Here is a 20,049-nt window from a genome sequence, read left to right as displayed (position 1 = left end):
GGTGGGGTGCGGTTGGCAGTTTCATAGTGTTTCGGTGGTCATAGCGTGAGGGAAACGCCCGGTTACATTCCGAACCCGGAAGCTAAGCCTCATAGCGCCGATGGTACTGCAGGGGGGACCCTGTGGGAGAGTAGGACGCCGCCGAACAATCATTCACAGAAAGCCCCCCGGCTATCAGCCGGGGGGCTTTTCTGCGTTAACCTTCGCCAATGCAGAACCTGACCCTGACCTGGCAGACGGCCGGCGGCACCGCCGTTGCCCTGCTCGGCGCCGCGTACGCGGCCAAGCGGGTGGATCGGCCGGGACTGGCGGTGGTCTGCCGGGAGGCGGGAACGCTGCTGGCGCTCTTCACGCTCTGGCAGCTGGTCGGGCACGTCTCGGTGATGAGCACGGACCACGCGCTCGACCGGGCCGACTGGATCCATCGCACCGAACTCGCCTGGGGGCTGCCCGACGAGGCCGCCCTGCAGCGGTCGGCGCGGGAGCACTCGTGGCTGATCTCCGCAGCCAACTACTACTACGCGGTGATGCACTTCGGGGTGATGCTCGTCCTGCTCGCCTGGGTGTTCGTCAGACGCCGGGCGCGGTACGCGTGGCTGCGGAACACGGTGGTGCTGACCACGGCGGCCTGTCTGCTGGTGCAGTTCCTTCCTGTGGCGCCGCCGCGGATGCTGCCGGGGAACGGCTTCGTCGACGTGGCCGCGGAGTACGGGCAGTCGGTCTACGGCGGCGCCGTCGGCGGGATGGTGGCGGATCAGCTCTCGGCGATGCCCTCCGTGCACGTGGCCTGGTGCGTGATCGTCGCGGTCGCGGTGGTCGTGATCGCCCGGGGCCCCTGGCGATGGCTGGTGGTCCTGCACCCGGTGCTCACCGTCTACGTGGTGGTGGTGACGGCCAACCACTTCTGGGCCGACGGTCTGGTGGCCGTGGCCCTGCTGCTGGTGGTCTACCTGGTCCAGCACGCGGCCTCCGGCTGGCGGCGTGCCTCGCCGGAGGCCGTGCCCGCCCCGGCCCGGGGCCGGGCGGGGACGCGGGGCTGAGGAGCTACCGGGGGACGAGCCCGGCGCGGGTGGCCAGCAGTGCGGCCTGGACGCGGGTGTCGGCGCCGGTGCGGTCCAGGAGTGTGTCGACGACCGTCTTCACCGAGTCGGGGCTGATGCCGAGGCGGAGGGCGATCTCCAGGTTGGGCATGCCGGCGCCGAGCAGGGCGAGGGCTTCGCGCTCGGGTGGGTCGAGGGCGGCGATCCGGTGGGCGGCCTCGGCCTCGGGGTCGTCCGGGCCGACCGGAGGGTCGCCTTCGAGCATCCGCTTGACGACCAGTCCGGTCACTCCGGGGGAGAGGACGGCGTCACCGGCGGCGGCGGCGCGTACGGCGCTGATCAGTTCGTGCGGGCCGTCGTCCTTGAGCAGGAATCCGCTGGCGCCGGCGCGCAGCGCGCGGGTGACGTTCTCCTCCTCGCCGAAGGTGGTGAGCATGACGACAGCGGGCCTGGGGTCGAGCCGGATCAGCTGATCGATCGCGGCCAGGCCGTCCAGGACGGGCATCCGGATATCGACCAGGGCCACGTCGACCGGGGTGCGGGCCGCCTCGGCGACGGCCTCGGCGCCGTTGGCGGCCTCGGCCACCACGGTGATGTCCTCGGCGTGCTGGAGGACCAGCCGCAGACCGGCCCGGATGCCGGGCTCGTCATCGGCCAGGAGGACCCGGATCGGGGTGGTGGGCTCACCGCTGTCATCGGTCATGCGCAGCTCCCGGTCGATCGGTGGTCAGGGCGCCAGGGGGGTGGTGAAACTGGTGATTTCGGACAGAACATCACTTTTGAAACAGTACCTGGTGACCTCCAGCCGGTCGCTCTCCGTGGTCCGGGTGGCGTACGGATACAGGCAGTCGGTGCTGCCGCTCGGCCGGGCCGGTTCCCGGCCCGCGGCGGCGGAGCGGACGGCGGTGCTGTCAGGGCCGACCACCGAGGTGACCTGACTCCTGGACATGCCGGTGTGCACGGCGCTGACCGGCGGTGGGCCGTCGTACGGGCGGGTCTGCTGGACCAGGCCGAGGCCGAGCAGCAGGATCACCCCGAGCCCGGCCAGGCCGAGGGCGGCCGACACCGTGCTGGCGAGCTGCCGGCGGAGCCGTCCGCCGGCCTCCGGCACCAGGATGAGCGGTGCCGGGCCGTCTCCGGTGGCTTGGTCGGCCCTGGCCCCGGCGGGGTGCGGGTCGGTGGGGAGGATGGCGCGGATCTCGAACCCGCCGCCCGCGACCGGGCCGACGGTGAGCCGGCCGCCCAGGACCGCCACCCGTTCCCGCAGGCCGTCGAGGCCGCGGCCGCTGCCGAGCCCGGTGGTGACGGTCGGCGGGACAGGCGGTGCGCCGTTGACCACCACGACCTCGACGCTGCCGGGTAGCTGGCTCACCGTCACGTCGACGGCGGCGCCGAGCGCGTACCGGTGCACGTTGGTGAGCGCCTCCCTGACCACCCGGTTGACGGCCCTCCTGACCTGGGGCCTGACCTCGGCCAGGTCCTCGCCCTGCCAGTCGAACGAGACCGGGACGCCGGCCGCGCGCGACTCCTCCACGAGGGCCAGGATGTCGGCCCTGGTCCCGGTGGCGTCGGTGAGCGCGTCCGTGCCGGTGTCCCGGCCGAGCGGGCCGAGCACGCCGAGCACCTGACGCAGCTCGTCCATCGCGTCCCGGCTGGCCTGCCGGAGCTGTTCGGCCTCTCCGCTGAGCTGGGGTGCCTGGCGGTCGAGGGCGAGTTCCAGGCCGCCGGCGTGCAGCGAGATCAGGCTGAGGCGGTGGCCGACCAGGTCGTGCATTTCGGCGGCGATCCTGGACCGCTCCTGGATCCGGGACTCGCTCTCGGCGGAGCGCTTGGCCCGCTCGGCGGCCGCCGTCCGTTCCCGCAGTGCGCCGACCAGCTGGTCCTGCTGCCCGGCGGCGGTGCCGACCAGGCCGGGGATCAGGACCGCGACGACCGCCAGCACCCCGCCCTGGGCGAGGGCGTACTGCCAGCGTCCGCCCTGCCAGTAGTCCAGCCGGACTTCGCTGACCAGCAGGGGGAGCAGTGCGGCGGTGACCAGCAGCAGGTCGCGCCGCCAGGCCCGGCCGACCCGGCGGGAAGTGGTGTAGCTGACGATCGCGGTCAGCATCGCCGCGCTGGGCAGCACGCCGACCAGGATGGCCAGGCCGAGCAGTGCGGCGTCGGGGAACCGGTGCCTGGTCAGGGCCAGGACGAGGGCCGTCGCGCCGAGCACCAACAGGGTGCCGCGGTCGAAGGTGCCGGAGAGCCCGACACTGCGCAGTGCCGCGAAGGTGACCAGGAGCACCACGCCACCGAGCGCCGCCTCCAGCAGCGAGCGTCCGGGAGCGGAGGCGGCCGGGCGGTCGGCGGGCAGCAACGGTACGAAGCGCATCTGTCGATTGTGCCGGAGCGGAATCAGTGGCTCCGGTTGTCCGCTGCGGCCGATCGGATGACCCGGCGCGCGGTGCCTGCCCGCGACGGGTACGGCCGCAGCCGGGCCGCCCGGTGGGGCGGGCGGCCCGGCTGCGGTGCTCAGGTGGTGAACCGACGCCCGGGGGCGCCTACTTGGTCGGCAGCAGCGCCCGTCCCCAGCCGCTCTCGGTGAGCGAGGCGGTGGCCGAGTACCAGGCGGCCAGACCGGCCACTGCGGCCAGCCAGCCGCCCGCCTTGCCCAGGCTCGAGGTGCTGGTCAGCACGCCGAGCGCGCTGACCACCAGCGAGAGGGTGAACAGCCCGTAGACGAGCCGGCCGAGCAGCCCGGAGTTCCAGGCGGCCAGAGTCAGGCTCAGCGCGAGCAGGGCCCAGAGCAGCAGGAACAGCCCGGCGGCGTTCTTGCTCGCGCCGCCTGCTGCCGACCAGGTCGCCCAGAAGGCGCCGAGGCCGGTGAAGGCGGTGCCGGTGAAGCCGTCGCCGCTGCGCAGCTGCCAGAGGCCGGCGACGAACAGGGTCAGCCCGCCGACCAGGTGGGCGACTGAGGCGGCGTCCTTGATTCCGGTGCCGGAGAGGACCCCGGTGCCGAGGATGCCGTACGCGAGAAGGGTCAGACCGAGGGCCAGGTAGCCGAGGTTGCCGGCATCGGCGGATCGGGCGTTCGCCCCGGTAGCTTCGTTGCTCACCGGAGGCTCCTTTCACTCTGGGCGCCGCGAACGCGGCAGGAGTGTGCGTGAAGGTGGGTGCGCGTGCCGGCCGGGGGCGCACGGAACCAGGGACGGTCCCACGGTGCGGGCGGCTGCGGCTGAGTGATGAACCGGCAGGTCGGAGCTGCCGGTCGGTCCCCTCCGGGGTGTTCCCCGGTGAGATCGGTGTACCCGGCGTGAGTGCGCTTGTACCCTTGTGAATCCCACAATTTGTCGGCTCGTCAGATGTACGGTGACGACCGTCGGAGGCGTGGGCGAGGCGGACGGATCAGCCCGTCCGCTGCTCCGGGATCCGCAGGGTGAGGATGGCCATGTCGTCCGACGGCGGCTCGGCGGCGAACCGCTCGACCGCCCGCTGCACCCGGGCGGCGACCGCCCCGGCGGTCAGGCCGGTGCAGCCGGTGAGTACGGCGGCCAGCCCGTCGTCGCCCAACATCCGCTGGCCCTCCCGACGTTCGGTGACGCCGTCGGTGACACAGAGCAGGACCTCGCCCGGGTACAGCGTGAACTGCTCCGCCACCAGCTCGAGTTCGTCCATCACGCCGAGCAGCGGCTGCGGGGTCGCGGCCGGGTCCACCCGGCCGTCGGTGGTCAGCCGCAGCGGCAGCGGGTGCCCGGCGCAGACCAGGGAGAGTTCGGTGCTGCCGTCCGACTGGGGCGTCAACTCGCCGTAGAGCAGGGTGAGGAAGCGGCTGCGGGTGCCCTCGTCCAGGATCGCGGTGTTGAGCCGGGCGAGCAGTTGCGGGCCGTCCAGGCCCTCCCGGGCCAGCAGCCGCAGGGCGTGCCGGGCCAGGCCGGTGACGGCGGCGGCCTCCGGTCCGGTGCCGCAGACGTCGCCGATCGCGAAGCCGTAGGTGCCCTCGCGGATCGGGAAGATGTCGTAGAAGTCGCCGCCGACCTCGTTGCCCTCGCCCGCGGCCTGGTAGAAGACCTCCACCTCGACACCCGGGATCTTCGGCAACTCCGGTGGCAGCAGAGCTCGTTGGAACGCCTGGCTGGTGGCAGTGCGCTCGGAGTAGAGCCGGGAGTTGTCCAGCGCCAGGGCGGCCCGGCGGGACAGGTCCTCGGCCAGCTCCAGCATCTCCTGCCGGAACCGCAGGCCGGTGGAGACGCCGAGCACCAGCAGGCCGATCACCCGGTTCCGGGCAGCCAGCGGGAGCACCACGGTCTCGCCGAGCAGCCCGGCCAGCTCCGGACTGTCCGTCAGCCCGCTCTGCCGGGCGGTCTCGACCGGCGCGGTCCAGAACCGGACGCCGTTGTCGGGGCCGGCCTCCGGCGCCGGGGTCTTGTCGAGCAGCGCGCGCAGCGGGTCGATCCGGTCCTCGTCCTGGTGCAGCACGAAGGCCAGGTCGGCACCGGCGTCGTGGGTGGTGTAGACGGCGCACCACGAGGCCAGTGTGGGCACCGCCATCTGCGCCATCAGGGCCAGCGTCTGGCCGTGTTCGAGGGTGCCCGCGAGCAGGTCGGAGGCCTCAACCAGGAAGGAGAGCGAACCGCGTCGCAACCGCTCGAGCTCGGTCAGCCGGGCACTCTCCAGCGCGAGCGCGACCCGGTCGGCGGCGAACTGCAGCCGCAGCGCGTCCTCGTTGTCGTACCGGCCGGGACCGGCGGCGGCCACCCCGAGCGAGCCGGTCAGCCGGCCGTCCACCTTGAGCGGGACGGTGATCAGCGAGCGCAGGCCCGAACCGGCCAGCACCGGTGCGACGTTGGGCCGCACTGCGAGGTCCTCGTGCACGGCGGGCAGCCGGGCCGAGTCGTACCGCCCGGCCCCGAAGTCGACCGGGATCGGCTCGTGCCGACGGCTCGCGCCCGGCAGACCGGTGGCGGCCCGCAGTTCGAACTCGGTCTCGTCGTCGGTGGTGAGCAGCAGGTACGCGGCATCCGCGTCCAGCAGGTCCCGGGCCCGCTCGACGATCCGCTGCAGCAGGCCGCCGAGGTCGTCCGGCCCGATGTGCCCGACCAGCAGGTCGAGCGGCTCGACGCCGACCGGGGTCTCGGTGCCGGTCGCGGGGGAGCGGAGCACCGCCCGGTCGCTCTCGGGCACCAGCAGGCAGAGCGTGGACGGGACGCCGTGGGTGTCCCTGACCCGGACCTGCACCGCGTAGACCTCGGGCTGCTGACCGTCCGCCCGGAGCGAGAAGCCGCCCTCCCAGCGGGCCAGCCGGAGCGTCTCGGCCAGCTGCGGGCCGTCCGGCGGCCAGACCACGTACGTGGACCAGGGCCGGCCGACCGCCTGCTCGGCGGGGAGCCGGAAGAGCGCCTCGGCGTCCTGGTTCCAGGCACTGACCAGGCCCTGGTCGTCGACCTGGACCACGGCCACCAGGACCGGCCCACCGGTGCCGGGGAGTTCGCTGCCGGGCAGGGCGGGCAGTGCGTACCGGGTGCCGATGATGTGCTCGGGGAGGGCGAGGCGGAACCAGACCGTCTTCTGCCCGGCGGAGTGCTCGACGCCCCAGCAGCTGGAGATGGCGGAACACATCAGCAGGCCCCGGCCGCCCTCGCTGTCCGGGTCGCCGTAGCGGTCGGAGCCCTGCACGGGGACGTTGGCGAAGGCGGGCAGGCCGCGCTCGGGGTGGCGGTCCGTCACCTCGATCCGGATCGTCTCCTCCTCGCGCAGGCAGCAGACCTCGGCGGCCGTACCGGCGTGCACCACGGCGTTCGTGACCAGTTCGCTGACCAGCACGACGGCGTCGTCGACGACCTCGGGCAGGCCCCAGCCGAGCAGCGCGTCGCGGACGAAACCGCGCGCCGCTGCGGCCGACCTGCCGACCGGCTCGAAGGTGGCGGCTGCGCGCGCGGTGACCACGGCCCACGTCTCCCATCAGATCCGAAGGCACCCACCCGGTCGGATCTGCCCTGGGTCGGGCGTCCCTGGGTCGGTGCAGCGTCCCACCCTACTTTCCGGGGGCCCCTCCGTGGGGCCGCTGGGTGGAATGCGGCACCTGCGGGTGATTCTGGCCACTCGACCGACGGGGGCCCCGGGCGCCCGTTTGCGGTGTCGGGGTGCAGACCCTGTGCAAGGGGACGGACAGCCGGCGGAGGTCCTGTCAGACTGGGGGGTCCGCAGCACCCGGCCGAAGGGTTACGGTCGAGGTGCGCCGGCGTCCGCCCCGAGTGCGGCGGGCCGGTGGTCACCCCGAAGGGGGTGGCGTGGAGACGGTCACAATGTGGGAGGGCCTCGTTGAGTTCGGCCACCAAGGACGTACCCGGTACCAGCCCGACGACCGCCCGCCCGGGCGGCCGTCCGACGGTGCGGGCCGCCTCGGGGCGGCGTCCGAACCACAACCGCGGAGCGGAGCCCGCCGATCTCCGCAAGCTGCTCGGCGCGCTGACCGCGATGCGGGACGGCAACTTCCGCCGCCGGCTGACGGTGCCCGGTGACGGGCCGCTGGCCGAGATCGCGGCGGTCTTCAACGAGGTGGCCGAGCGCAACCAGCACCTGACCGGTGAGCTGGCCCGGGTCCGGCGGGCGGTGGGCCGGGAGGGGCGGCTCTCCGAGCGGCTGGAGAGCGGGGTCGGCGAGGGCGCCTGGATGGCGGCGGTCGACAACTGCAACGCGCTGATCGACGACCTGGCCCGCCCGATGGCCGAGGTCGGCCGCGTGCTCACCTCGATCTCCGAGGGCGACCTGGACCAGCGGATGGAGCTGCGCTCGGTCCACACCAACGGCGCCAGCCACCCGCTGCGCGGTGAGTTCCTCAAGGTCGGCCGGACGGTGAACGGGCTGGTGGACCAGCTCTCCGAGTTCACCGACGAGGTGACCAGGGTGGCCATCGAGGTGGGCACCGAGGGCAAGCTCGGCGGTCAGGCCAGGGTCCGCGGGATGTCCGGCAGCTGGAAGGACCTGGCGGACTCGGTCAACACCATGGCCGGCCGGCTGACCGCCCAGGTACGCAACATCGCCGAGGTGACCACCGCGGTGGCCAAGGGCGACCTCTCGCACAAGGTCACGGTGGATGTCGCGGGCGAGATGCTCGAGCTGAAGAACACCGTGAACACGATGGTGGACCAGCTCAACTCGTTCGCCGCCCAGGTGACCAGGGTGGCCCGTGACGTGGGCACCGAGGGACGGCTCGGCGGCCAGGCCCAGGTGCCTGGCGTGGACGGCACCTGGCGGGACCTGACCGAGTCGGTCAACTTCATGGCCAACAACCTGACCGCCCAGGTGCGCAACATCGCCGAGGTGACCACCGCGGTGGCCAAGGGCGATCTCTCGCGCAAGATCGAGGTCGACGCCCGGGGCGAGATCCTGGAGCTGAAGAACACCATCAACACGATGGTCGACCAGCTCTCCGGCTTCGCCGAGCAGGTCACCCGGGTGGCCCGCGCCGTCGGTACGGAGGGCATCCTCGGCGGTCAGGCCCAGGTGCCCGGAGTGGCCGGGGTCTGGAAGGACCTGACCGAGAACGTCAACTCGATGGCCAACAACCTCACCTCCCAGGTGCGGAACATCGCCCAGGTCACCACGGCCGTCGCCAAGGGCGACCTGTCGCAGAAGATCAAGGTGGACGCCCGGGGCGAGATCCTGGAGCTGAAGAACACCATCAACACGATGGTCGACCAGCTCGGCGCTTTCGCCGACGAGGTGACCAGGGTGGCCCGGGACGTCGGCACCGAGGGCATCCTCGGCGGTCAGGCCAGCGTGCCCGGGGTCTCCGGCACCTGGAAGGACCTGACCAACAGCGTCAACCTGATGGCCAACAACCTGACCTCGCAGGTGCGCAACATCGCCGAGGTCACCACCGCGGTGGCGCGCGGCGACGTCTCCAAGAAGATCACCGTCGACGCGCGCGGCGAGATCCGCGAGCTGGTGCTCACCGTCAACACCATGGTCGACCAGCTGAGTGCCTTCGCGGACGAGGTGACCCGGGTGGCCCGCGAGGTGGGCACCGAGGGCATCCTCGGCGGTCAGGCCAGGGTGAGCGGGGTCTCCGGCATCTGGCGGGACCTCACCGACAACGTCAACTTCATGGCCTCGAACCTGACTTCGCAGGTGCGGAACATCGCGGAGGTGGCCACCGCGGTGGCCCGGGGTGACCTTTCCAAGAAGATCACCATCGAGGCCCAGGGCGAAGTCGCCGCGCTGGCGGGCACCTTGAACACGATGGTGGACCAACTCTCGGCGTTCGCCGTCGAGGTGACCCGCGTAGCCCGCGAGGTGGGCACCGACGGCATCCTCGGCGGGCAGGCCGGCGTACCGGGCGTGGCCGGGATCTGGAAGGACCTGACCGACAACGTCAACCAGATGGCCAACAACCTGACCGGACAGGTCCGGAACATCGCCCTGGTCATCACCGCCGTGGCGCGCGGCGACCTGTCGCAGAAGATCGACGTGGACGCCCGGGGCGAGATCCTCGAACTCAAGACCAGCATCAACATCATGGTCGACCAACTCGGCGCCTTCGCCGACGAGGTCACCCGGGTGGCCCGTGAGGTGGGCACCGACGGACGGCTCGGCGGCCAGGCCCGCGTCCCCGGCGTGGACGGCACCTGGCAGGACCTCACCGAGTCGGTGAACGAACTCGCCAACAACCTGACCCGCCAGGTCCGGGCTATCGCCCAGGTGGCCACCGCGGTGACCCGTGGTGACCTCAGCCTGCGGATCGACGTGGACGCGTCCGGAGAGCTCGACGAGCTCAAGGACAACATCAACCAGATGATCGCCAACCTGCGCGAGACCACCAGGACCAACCAGGAACAGGACTGGCTGAAGACCAACCTGGCCCGGATCTCCGGTCTGCTCCAGGGCCGCCGCGACCTGGAGGCGGTCGCCGCGCTGATCATGACCGAGCTCACCCCGGTGGTCTCGGCCCAGCACGGCGCCTTCTTCCTGGCCCAGCCGGCCGGCCGGACCGCCGAGCTGATCACCGAGGACGACGACGAGAACGACACCGTGCTGCGCCTGATCGGCAGTTACGGCTACCAGCGCCGCTCGATGCCGACCACCTTCCGCCCCGGTGAGGGCCTGGTCGGCCAGGCGGCGGTGGAGAAGCGCTCGATCATGCTCAAGGAGACCCCGCCCGGCTACCTGAAGATCGCCTCCGGACTGGGCGAGGCCAGCCCGGCCCACGTGGTGGTGCTGCCGGTGCTGTTCGAGGGCCGGCTGCTCGGCGTGATCGAGCTGGCCACCTTCTCCTCCTTCACCACCGTCGCCATCGACTTCCTGAACCAGATCGCCGACCTGATCGGCGTCACCGTCAACACCATCAGCGTCAACACCAAGACCGAGGGCCTGCTGCTGGAGTCCCAGCGCCTCACCGCCGAACTCTCCATGCGCTCGGCCGAGTTGGAGGCCCGCCAGGAGGAGCTGGAGCGGACCAACGAGGAGCTCCAGGAGAAGGCCGAGCAACTCGCCCAGCAGAACCGGGACATCGAGATCAAGAACAGCGAGATCGAGGAGGCGCGTCAGGTCCTGGAGGAGCGCGCCGAGCAGCTCGCCCTCGCCTCGCGCTACAAGAGCGAGTTCCTCGCCAACATGTCGCACGAGCTGCGCACCCCGCTCAACTCGCTGCTGATCCTCGCCAAGCTGCTCTCCGACAACAACGAGGGCAACCTCTCGTCCAAGCAGGTCGAGTTCGCCGAGACCATCCACGGCGCCGGCTCCGACCTGCTCCAGCTGATCAACGACATCCTCGACCTGTCCAAGGTCGAGGCGGGCAAGATGGACGTCCGCCCGGCCAAGATCGCGCTGGTCCAGCTGGTCGACTACGTGGAGGCGGCGTTCCGGCCGCTCACCGCCGACAAGAACCTGGACTTCGCGGTGGTGGTCTCGCCCGATCTGCCGGTTACCCTGCACACCGACGAGCAGCGGCTCCAGCAGGTGCTGCGCAACCTGCTCTCCAACGCGGTCAAGTTCACCGACAGCGGCGCGGTCGAGCTGCGGATCCGCCGGGCCGACGGCGGCGTACCGCTGCACGTCAGGGAGCAGCTGCTGGAGAACGGCGTGATCAGCGACCCGGACGAGCCGCTGATCGCCTTCTCGGTCTCCGACACCGGCATCGGCATCCCGGGCAACAAGCTCCGGGAGATCTTCGAGGCGTTCAAGCAGGCCGACGGCGGCACCAGCCGCAAGTACGGCGGTACGGGCCTCGGGCTCTCGATCAGCCGGGAGATCGCCCGGCTGCTCGGCGGCGAGATCCACGCCGAGAGCGTGCTCGGCGAGGGCTCCACCTTCACCCTCTACCTGCCGCTGCGCAGCGAGGCGCCGGACGCCCCGGGCCAGGACCGCCCGCTGCTGCCGGTCCGGGCCACCATCGCGGTCACCCCGGTCGGCACGCCCGTCCCGATCGGTGAGAACCCGGCCGAGCACTGGGCCCAGGAGGTCCGCGAACTGGCCGAGGTCCGCCGCCGCGGCGCGGCCGAACGCCGCCGGGCCGCCGCCCAGGAGCCCGAGCCGACGCCCCGTCAGGAGCTGGTCGGCACGGTGCCCGCGCAGTTCCAGGGCCGGTTCGCCGGCGAGCAGGTGCTGATCGTGGACGACGACATCCGCAACGTCTTCGCGCTCACCAGCGTGCTGGAGCAGTACGGCCTGACCGTGCTGTACGCGGAGAACGGCCGCGAGGGAATCGAGGTGCTGGAGCAGCACGAGAACGTGGCGCTGGTGCTGATGGACATCATGATGCCGGAGATGGACGGCTACGCGACCACCGAGGCGATCCGCCGGATGCCGCAGTACGCGGGGCTGCCGATCATCGCGCTCACCGCCAAGGCGATGAAGGGCGACAAGGAGAAGAGCCTGGAGGCGGGTGCGAACGACCATGTGACCAAACCGGTCGAGACCGACCACCTGCTGGCGGTGATGCGCCACTGGCTGCCTGCCGCCAAGGGCAGGTAACCGCCGGGGGCGCGCTCTCCCGCCCCACTGGCGGGTTCGGACGGGAACCGGGTAAGGTCGCGCATCGTTGCGAACAGTGACCGAACGGTGACGTCGTGCACCGGTGCTGCTGTGTGTTTGGGCACTGTCGCGCTGCCGATCGCCGGGAGCGACGTGGCAGGCGAGGGGGTGCGGCTAGCATGACCGGGGCAGTGGTGGGCGGCGCGAAGGCGGCCGTCATCGGCAGACAACCGGCAGGAGGGCGGGTCGTGGTGCAGAAAGCGAAGATCCTCCTGGTCGACGACCGGCCGGAGAACCTGCTGGCGCTCGAGGCGATCCTCTCCGCACTCGACCAGACGCTGGTCCGCGCCTCGTCCGGCGAGGAGGCGCTCAAGGCGCTGCTCACCGACGACTTCGCGGTGATCCTGCTGGATGTCCAGATGCCCGGCATGGACGGCTTCGAGACCGCCTCGCACATCAAGCGGCGGGAGCGGACGCGGGACATCCCGATCATCTTCCTGACCGCGATCAACCACGGGCCGCACCACACCTTCCGCGGCTACGCGGCCGGCGCGGTCGACTACATCTCCAAGCCCTTCGACCCCTGGGTGCTGCGGGCCAAGGTCTCGGTCTTCGTCGACCTGTACGTCAAGAACTGCCAGCTCAAGGAGCAGGCCGCCCTGCTCCGGCTCCAGCTGGAGGCGGGCGAGACGCCGGTGCTCGGCGAGCTCTCCGCCCGGCTGGCCGCAGTGGAGGAGCAGGCCGAGGCGCTGGTCAAGCAGCTCGACGGCACGACCGACGCGGCAGCGGCCGCCACGGCGGCCAACCTGGAGCGGAAGCTCTCGGGGCTGCGCAAGGCCCTCGACGCGCTGCGTCCCGGCTCCGGTTGACCCTCCGCGGCAGGTAGCCGGTCGGGCGGTGGGGCGCGCGGAACGGCGCCCGCGCCCTGAGGGTGCGTCAGGAGCCCGGGCGGACACACCGGGAGAGTCGCTCACATGTCCAGTGCGGTCCGGCCCCGGTAGGGTGCTGTCCCATGGCCACACGTACGCCCGGCGCGGCAGCGCGCACCCCGAAGCCCGGGCCGGCCAAGAAGGCCCCGGCCAAGAAGGCGCTCGCGAAGAAGGCGGTGGCCCCGGCAGCGAAGAGGGCCCCGGCCAAGAAGGCCGCCGCCCGCCCGCCCGCCGCCCCGCCGCCGAAGCCGATACTCTTCCGCGCCGTACGCGCCGTCTGGCTCGGCCTCGCGCACGCCGTCGGCGCGACCTTCCGCGGCTTCGGTGACGGCGCCAAGAACCTGCCCCCGGAGCACCGCAAGGACGGCGTCGCCCTGCTTCTGCTCGCGCTCGCGTTGGTGACCGCCGCGGGGACGTGGTTCAGTCCGCAGGGGTGGCTCGGCGAGGCGGCCACGGCCGTGGTGTCCGGACTGTTCGGGCGGGTCGACGTGCTGGTGCCGTTCCTGGCGGCGGCGGTAGCCGTCCGGCTGATGCGGCATCCCGGCCTCCCGGAGGCCAACGGCCGGATCGCGGTCGGGCTGAGCGCGCTGGTGGTCGGGGTACTGGGCCTGGTGCACATCGGCTGCGGCGCACCGAGCATGGGCAGCGGGGCGACCAGGATGCGGACGGCCGGCGGGATCGTCGGGTGGGCCGCCTCCACGCCGATGATGGCCGCCGCCGGGCCGCCGTTGGCGGTCCCGCTGCTGCTGCTGGTGGCCTTCTTCGGTCTGCTGGTGGTGACCGCGACCCCGGTCAACAGGATCCCCGAGCGGCTGCGCGGGCTGGGCCGGAAGCTCGGCGTGATCGAGGGCCCGGAGGACCTGGAGACCCCGGAGCACGAGCGCGAGTACTCCTCCGCCCCGCCCGAGGATGCCGACCCGGACGCGCTGCCGTACACCGTGGAGGGCCCCGAGGACGAGATCGGCGCCCGGCGCCGCCGTCGGCGCAAGAAGCTCGACGAGCCGGCCCCCGAGCCGCTGACGGAGGACCAGGACCCGTACCAGACCAGGGACATCGCGGCCGGGGTGGCCGCCGACCTGGACGGTGCGCTGACCTACGGCGTGCCCGCCTCCCCGGCGGTGGCGAGCATGCTGCACCAGGTCAAGGACAACACCGCCCCGCCCGAGGAACCGTGGACGAGCGGCTCCGCCGCGGCGGCCGTCCCGACCGCCCGCGCCTCCGACGCCCCGGACTCCCACGGGCCCGCCCCGGCGCGGATGGAGCAGCTCCAGCTGGCCGGCGACATCACGTACGTGCTGCCCTCGCTGGACCTGCTGGAGCGTGGCGCGCCCGGCAAGGCCCGCAGTCCGCTGAACGACGAGGTGGTGGCCCAGCTCAGCGGTGTGTTCACCGAGTTCAAGGTGGACGCCAAGGTCACCGGCTTCACCCGGGGCCCGACGGTCACCCGGTACGAGGTCGAGCTCGGCCCGGCGGTCAAGGTGGAGCGGATCACCGCATTGGCCAAGAACATCGCCTACGCGGTGGCCAGCGCGGACGTCCGGATCATCAGCCCGATCCCCGGCAAGTCGGCGGTCGGCGTGGAGATCCCGAACCGCGACCGCGAGATGGTCAACCTCGGTGACCTGTTGCGCTCGCGCACCGCCGCCGAGGACATGCACCCGCTGATGGTCGGCATGGGCAAGGACGTCGAGGGCCACACCGTGATGGCCAACCTGGCGAAGATGCCGCACATCCTGGTCGCCGGTGCCACCGGCGCGGGCAAGTCCTCCTGCATCAACTGCCTGATCACCTCGGTCCTGGTGCGCTCCACCCCGGACGAGGTGCGGATGGTGCTGGTCGACCCCAAGCGGGTCGAGCTGACCGCGTACGAGGGCATCCCGCACCTGATCACGCCGATCATCACCAACCCGAAGAAGGCGGCCGAGGCGCTGCAGTGGGTCGTGCGTGAGATGGACATGCGCTATGACGACCTGGCGGCGTTCGGCTTCCGGCACGTGGACGACTTCAACGCGGCCGTCAGGTCCGGCAGCCTGCAGCCGCCGCTCGGCAGCGAGCGGGAGTTGACGCCCTACCCGTACCTGCTGGTGATCGTCGACGAGCTGGCCGACCTGATGATGGTCGCGCCGCGTGACGTCGAGGACTCGGTGGTCCGGATCACCCAGCTGGCCCGGGCGGCCGGCATCCACCTGGTGCTGGCCACCCAGCGGCCCTCGGTGGACGTGGTGACCGGTCTGATCAAGGCCAACGTGCCGTCCAGGCTGGCCTTCGCGACCTCCGCGATGATGGACTCCCGCGTCATCCTGGACCAGCCCGGCGCGGAGAAGCTGATCGGCAAGGGTGACGCGCTGTTCCTGCCGATGGGTGCCTCCAAACCGGTCCGGATGCAGGGTGCCTTCGTCACCGAGGCGGAGATCGCCCGGGTGGTCCAGCACTGCAAGGACCAGCTGACGGCGCGTTACCGCGAGGACGTGGTGGTCGGCGGCGGTCCGAAGAAGGAGGTCGACGAGGAGATCGGCGACGACCTCGACCTGCTGATCCAGGCGGTCGAGCTGGTGGTCTCCACCCAGTTCGGCTCCACCTCGATGCTCCAGCGCAAGCTGCGGGTCGGCTTCGCCAAGGCGGGTCGGCTGATGGACCTGATGGAGTCGCGCGGTATCGTCGGCCCGAGTGAGGGTTCGAAGGCCCGGGACGTGCTGGTCACGCCGGACGAACTCGACGCCGTACTGGTGACGCTGCGGGGGTGACGTCGACCCCTCCTCACTCGTTCGGAGGAAGGGAACCATCGGCCGAACGGGTACGTCCCACCTGACACGGCACCCCGGTCCGGCTGACCCGGTGTCAGGGCGGGTGGGCGGTGCCGCACGTTCGGGCCTACTCCGCTTGAGAAAGCCTCCCGGCCCGCCCCTAGACTGTCTTCTCAGGCAGGTGGCCAACGCTCGAAAGGCGCGCCCAGTGACCATCGGCAAGTCCTCGCCCCGCGACAACCGCCGGTCCTCCGCACCCGACTCCCCGGCCGCACCACCCGCCGCCCCGGAGCCGGTCGTCGAGCTGCCCGCGATCGGCCGGGTGCTCGCAGAGGCCCGACGGCGGGCCGGGCTGACTATCGATCAGGTCAGCACCGAGACCCGGGTCCGGGTGCCGATCCTGCACGCCATCGAGGAGGACGACTACTCCCGCTGCGGTGGCGACTTCTACGCCCGGGGCCACATCCGGGCGTTCGCCAAGGCGGTCGGGGTGGACGGCGAGGCGCTGGTCGCCCAGTACGACGCCGCGCACGGCGGCGCCCCGGCGACGAAGCGGCCCACCCAGCTGCTGGACACCGGCCCGATCAAGGTCACCGACCACCGCCGCCCTAACTGGACGGCCGCCATGGTGGCCGCGATCGTCGCGGTGGTCGCGCTGATCGGCTTCAACCTGTTCTCCGGCGAGAAGACCGTCACCACGGCAGGCTCGGCCAGCGCCCCGCTGCCCAGCGCCACGGCCCCGGTCTCGCCCTCGGTGCAGCCCCCGGCCCCCGCGCCGAGCGTCCAGGCGATCGCGGCCGCCCCGGCCGACAAGGTCACCGTGAAGCTGGTCGCCGAGGGCGGCACCAGCTGGGTCACCGCGACCGACGGCGGCGGGAAGTCGCTCTTCCAGAACAACCTGCAGCAGGGCGAGGCGCAGACCTTCACCGACCCCAAGCAGGTCAAGCTGGTGATCGGCAACGCGGGCGCGGTGCACGTCTACGTCAACGGCAAGGACCTCGGCCCGGCGGGCCAGGACGGCCAGGTGAAGCACCTCACGTACACCCCGGGCGACCCGCAGGCGGGCTAGGGCCTGTCCGGACAGGGCCCGAGCCCGTCCCGTTCACAACAATCCGTCCTTGATCCGGGGCGCGCGGACTCCGGGGCGAACGGCACCGGGGGCCGCGCGTTAACCTTGTCCCTATGCCTGAACGCCGTACTGTCGCCCTTGTCACGCTCGGATGCGCCCGCAACGAGGTGGACTCCGAGGAACTCGCCGGGCGACTGGAGGCGGACGGCTGGCTGCTGGTCGAGGACGCCGCCGACGCCGATGTCGCCGTGGTCAACACCTGCGGGTTCGTCGAAGCCGCCAAGAAGGACTCCGTCGATGCCCTGCTGGAGGCCAACGACCTCAAGGGTCACGGCCGGACCCAGGCCGTGGTCGCGGTCGGCTGCATGGCCGAGCGCTACGGCAAGGAGCTCGCCGACGCGCTGCCCGAGGCGGACGGAGTGCTCGGCTTCGACGACTACACCGACATCTCCAGCCGCCTCCAGACCATCCTCTCCGGCGGCAACATCGAGGCCCACAAGCCCCGCGACCGCCGCACGCTGCTCCCGCTCACCCCGGTCGCGCGCCAGGCGGCCGCCGCCGAGGTCGCACTGCCCGGTCACGGCGCCCCCGCCGACCTGCCCGAGGGCGTCGCCCCCGCCTCCGGGCCGCGCACCCTGCGCAAGCGGCTGGACGACAACCCGGTCGCCTCGGTCAAGCTGGCCTCCGGCTGTGACCGGCGCTGCTCGTTCTGCGCGATCCCGGCCTTCCGCGGCTCGTTCATCTCCCGCCGCCCCTCCGACGTGCTGGGCGAGGCCCAGTGGCTGGCCGAGCAGGGCGTCACCGAAGCGGTGCTGGTCAGCGAGAACAACACCTCGTACGGCAAGGACCTGGGCGACATCCGCCTGCTGGAGACCCTGCTGAGCGAGATCGCCGCGGTGGACGGCATCCGTCGGGTGCGGGTCAGCTACCTGCAGCCCGCCGAGATGCGCCCCGGTCTGATCGACGTGATGACCTCCACCCCCGGGGTGGTGCCGTACTTCGACCTGTCCTTCCAGCACTCGGCCCCGGCCGTGCTGCGGAGGATGCGTCGCTTCGGCAACACCGAGCAGTTCCTGGAGCTGCTCGCCACCATCCGCTCCAAGGCGCCGCAGGCCGGTGCCAGGTCCAACTTCATCGTCGGCTTCCCGGGGGAGACCGAGCAGGACTTCGCCGAGCTGGAGCGCTTCGTCACCGAGGCGGGCCTGGACGCCATCGGTGTCTTCGGCTACTCGGACGAGGACGGCACCGAGGCCGCGACCTTCGACGGCAAGCTGCCCGAGGACGTGGTCGCGGACCGGCTGGCGAGGCTCACCAAGCTGGCCGAGGAGATGACCGCGCAGCGCGCCGAGCAGCGGATCGGCACCGAGGTCGAGGTGCTGGTCGAGTCGGTCGAGGACGGCGTGGCCGAGGGCCGGGCGGCCCATCAGGCCCCCGAGACCGACGGTCTGACCACGCTGCTGGGCGCCGACGACGCCGAGGTGGGCCAGTACTACCGGGCCACGGTGGTGGGCACCGAGGGCGTCGACCTGGTGGCCGAGGCGCTGGAGCGCGTGGGAGCCGAGGCATGAGCAGAGGGCCAGGCGCCTCCGCCCCGGCCCAGCCGACGGGCGCCGCCGAAACGCCGTCCGTCCCCTCCCTGTGGAACATCGCCAACGTGCTGACCATGGTCCGGCTGCTGCTGGTCCCGGTCTTCGTGCTGCTGCTCTTCGCCGGCGGCGGGCACGACCCCAAGTGGCGGGCGGTGGCCTGGGCCTCGTTCGCGATCGCGATGATCACCGACGTGTTCGACGGGGAGCTGGCCCGGCGCAAGGGCCTGGTCACCGACTTCGGCAAGATCGCCGACCCGATCGCCGACAAGGCCATCATGGGCGCCGCCCTGGTCAGCCTCTCGGTCCTCGGCGACCTGCCCTGGTGGGTCACCGCGGTGATCCTGGCCCGTGAGCTCGGCATCACCCTGATGCGCTTCTGGGTGATCCGCTACGGCGTCATCCCGGCCAGCCGGGGCGGCAAGCTCAAGACCCTCACCCAGGGCATCGCGATCGGCATGTACGTGCTGGAGCTGAGCGGCTGGCTGGCCACCGCGCGGGCCGTGCTGATGGGCGCGGCGGTGCTCCTGACGGTCGGTACCGGACTGGACTACGTCCGGCAGGCGGTCGTGCTGCGCCGGGCCGGACAGGTGGGGGCGAAGTGACCGACCGTCAGCCGGCCACCGACCTGCACCGGGCGCTCCGCGACCGGGGCGCCACCCTGGCCGTCGCCGAGTCGCTGACCGGCGGCCTGCTCTCCGTCGCGCTGGTGAACGTCCCCGGCGCTTCCGCCACCTACCGGGGCGGCGTGGTCGCGTACGCCACCGAGCTCAAGGCGGCGCTGCTCGGCGTGGACGAGGGCCTGCTGGCCGTCGAGGGCCCGGTCCACCCCGTGGTGGCCCGGCAGATGGCCGAGGGCGTCCGTCGGCAGCTGGGATCCACCTACGGCCTGGCGACCACCGGCGTGGCCGGCCCCGAGGAGCAGGGCGGCCGCCCGGTCGGCACCGTCCACCTCGGCTGGGCCGGGCCCGACGGAGCCGGGATGGAGTCCCTTCATTTGTCAGGAACACGTGAAACTATTCAGCAGGACACCGTGGGGGCGGCCCTGCGGTTGATGCTGGGTCACGTAGCGCGCTGAGCCCGTCCCGTGCCGGGGTTTTCCCGAAAATGCCGTTGAACCGCCCGGTGCGGCAGCAGGATCGTGTTACATCGGATACCCCGAATGGGCAGTAGTCAGGTAGTCGGGCGGGGAACAATCAGGGGAGGGGGCAGCATTGCAGCCCAGAGTGAACACGACCATGGTCCCCGCACGCGATGCGGACAAGGCGGTACGGTGGGGGCGTGACATCTCGATCCGCAGTCCGAGGAGGGAGGCACCGATGATCCTGCTCCGTCGCCTACTGGGCGATGTACTGCGTCGGCAGCGCCAACGCCAGGGCCGCACACTCCGCGAGGTGTCGGCAGCCGCCAGGGTTTCGCTCGGTTACCTCTCCGAGGTCGAGCGGGGGCAGAAGGAGGCATCCTCCGAGCTGCTCTCCGCCATCTGCGACGCGCTGGACGTTCGGATGTCCGAAGTGATGCGCGAGGTCAGCGACGAGCTGTCCCTCGCCGAACTTGCGGCGATGGCCACTCTCTCGGAGGGTGAGCTGCTGAGGCCGGTACTCGAACCGGTTCAGCTGCCGGCTCCCGGTGTCGACCGGATGAGCTCCATCTCGCCCAAGGCCGCCGCCGTGGACGTGGTGGCAGCCTGACCCCCGGCCTCCGACCTGGAGGCCACGATGCTGAACGTAC

13 protein-coding genes and 1 rRNA gene are annotated in these 20,049 nt (G+C 71.7%); 10 read left to right on the top strand and 4 right to left on the bottom strand.

Annotated features, from left to right (window positions below):
- The first annotated feature begins 30 nt into the window (after nucleotides 1-30).
- Nucleotides 31-147: ribosomal RNA gene (rrf, locus tag ACKUU6_RS10590) — 5S ribosomal RNA — on the top strand.
- Nucleotides 148-209: 62 nt separating this feature from the next.
- Entirely contained in the window at nucleotides 210-1,040 is an 831-nt protein-coding gene (locus tag ACKUU6_RS10585) for a phosphatase PAP2 family protein (RefSeq protein WP_407988244.1), read from the top strand.
- Nucleotides 1,041-1,044: 4 nt separating this feature from the next.
- Here the strand turns inward: ACKUU6_RS10585 and ACKUU6_RS10580 are convergent, their stop codons facing one another.
- The 4 genes from ACKUU6_RS10580 to ACKUU6_RS10565 all read right to left on the bottom strand — a co-directional run bounded on the left by ACKUU6_RS10580 (nucleotide 1,045) and on the right by ACKUU6_RS10565 (nucleotide 6,962).
- Nucleotides 1,045-1,743, bottom strand: a complete 699-nt coding sequence (locus ACKUU6_RS10580; protein ID WP_407988243.1) for a response regulator — start codon at nucleotides 1,741-1,743, stop codon at nucleotides 1,045-1,047.
- A gap of 24 nt (nucleotides 1,744-1,767) precedes the next feature.
- Nucleotides 1,768-3,411, bottom strand: coding sequence for a sensor histidine kinase (locus tag ACKUU6_RS10575; RefSeq protein WP_407988242.1), 1,644 nt, complete (start codon nucleotides 3,409-3,411; stop codon nucleotides 1,768-1,770).
- A 169-nt stretch (nucleotides 3,412-3,580) separates the two neighbouring features.
- Nucleotides 3,581-4,135, bottom strand: coding sequence for a GPR1/FUN34/YaaH family transporter (locus ACKUU6_RS10570; protein WP_407988241.1), 555 nt, complete (start codon nucleotides 4,133-4,135; stop codon nucleotides 3,581-3,583).
- A gap of 289 nt (nucleotides 4,136-4,424) precedes the next feature.
- Nucleotides 4,425-6,962, bottom strand: coding sequence for a SpoIIE family protein phosphatase (locus ACKUU6_RS10565; RefSeq protein ID WP_407988240.1), 2,538 nt, complete (start codon nucleotides 6,960-6,962; stop codon nucleotides 4,425-4,427).
- 531 nt (nucleotides 6,963-7,493) lie between these two features.
- Here ACKUU6_RS10565 and ACKUU6_RS10560 point away from each other — a divergent pair.
- The 8 genes from ACKUU6_RS10560 (at nucleotide 7,494) to ACKUU6_RS10525 (ending at nucleotide 20,009) form a co-directional block, all read left to right on the top strand.
- Nucleotides 7,494-11,990: a HAMP domain-containing protein gene (locus ACKUU6_RS10560; protein WP_407992090.1), complete on the top strand. Its 4,497-nt coding sequence runs from the start codon at nucleotides 7,494-7,496 to the stop codon at nucleotides 11,988-11,990.
- Nucleotides 11,991-12,238: 248 nt separating this feature from the next.
- A complete protein-coding gene (locus tag ACKUU6_RS10555) occupies nucleotides 12,239-12,859 on the top strand; it encodes a response regulator (RefSeq protein WP_407992089.1) in 621 nt (206 codons plus the stop codon).
- Nucleotides 12,860-13,002: 143 nt separating this feature from the next.
- Complete coding sequence (locus ACKUU6_RS10550; protein ID WP_407988239.1) at nucleotides 13,003-15,663, top strand: DNA translocase FtsK; 2,661 nt, start codon at nucleotides 13,003-13,005, stop codon at nucleotides 15,661-15,663.
- A 208-nt stretch (nucleotides 15,664-15,871) separates the two neighbouring features.
- The gene (locus ACKUU6_RS10545; RefSeq protein ID WP_407988238.1) at nucleotides 15,872-16,732 is read left to right on the top strand and encodes a helix-turn-helix domain-containing protein; all 861 of its coding nucleotides are present in this window, start codon (nucleotides 15,872-15,874) and stop codon (nucleotides 16,730-16,732) included.
- 113 nt (nucleotides 16,733-16,845) lie between these two features.
- The gene (rimO, locus tag ACKUU6_RS10540; RefSeq protein ID WP_407988237.1) at nucleotides 16,846-18,300 is read left to right on the top strand and encodes a 30S ribosomal protein S12 methylthiotransferase RimO; all 1,455 of its coding nucleotides are present in this window, start codon (nucleotides 16,846-16,848) and stop codon (nucleotides 18,298-18,300) included.
- On the top strand, nucleotides 18,297-18,923 hold the full coding sequence (gene pgsA, locus ACKUU6_RS10535) for a CDP-diacylglycerol--glycerol-3-phosphate 3-phosphatidyltransferase (protein WP_407988235.1): 627 nt from the start codon (nucleotides 18,297-18,299) through the stop codon (nucleotides 18,921-18,923). The genes rimO and pgsA overlap by 4 nt, the downstream gene beginning before the upstream one ends.
- The gene (locus ACKUU6_RS10530; protein ID WP_407988234.1) at nucleotides 18,920-19,396 is read left to right on the top strand and encodes a CinA family protein; all 477 of its coding nucleotides are present in this window, start codon (nucleotides 18,920-18,922) and stop codon (nucleotides 19,394-19,396) included. The genes pgsA and ACKUU6_RS10530 overlap by 4 nt, the downstream gene beginning before the upstream one ends.
- Nucleotides 19,397-19,637: 241 nt before the next feature.
- Complete coding sequence (locus tag ACKUU6_RS10525) at nucleotides 19,638-20,009, top strand: helix-turn-helix domain-containing protein (protein WP_057229461.1); 372 nt, start codon at nucleotides 19,638-19,640, stop codon at nucleotides 20,007-20,009.
- The last annotated feature ends 40 nt before the right edge of the window (nucleotides 20,010-20,049 follow it).

The organism is Kitasatospora sp. CMC57 (assembly GCF_045866025.2).
GTDB lineage: Bacteria > Actinomycetota > Actinomycetes > Streptomycetales > Streptomycetaceae > Kitasatospora.
Note: the sequence above shows the minus strand (reverse complement) of the source record. Positions and strands in the feature narration are given on the sequence as shown.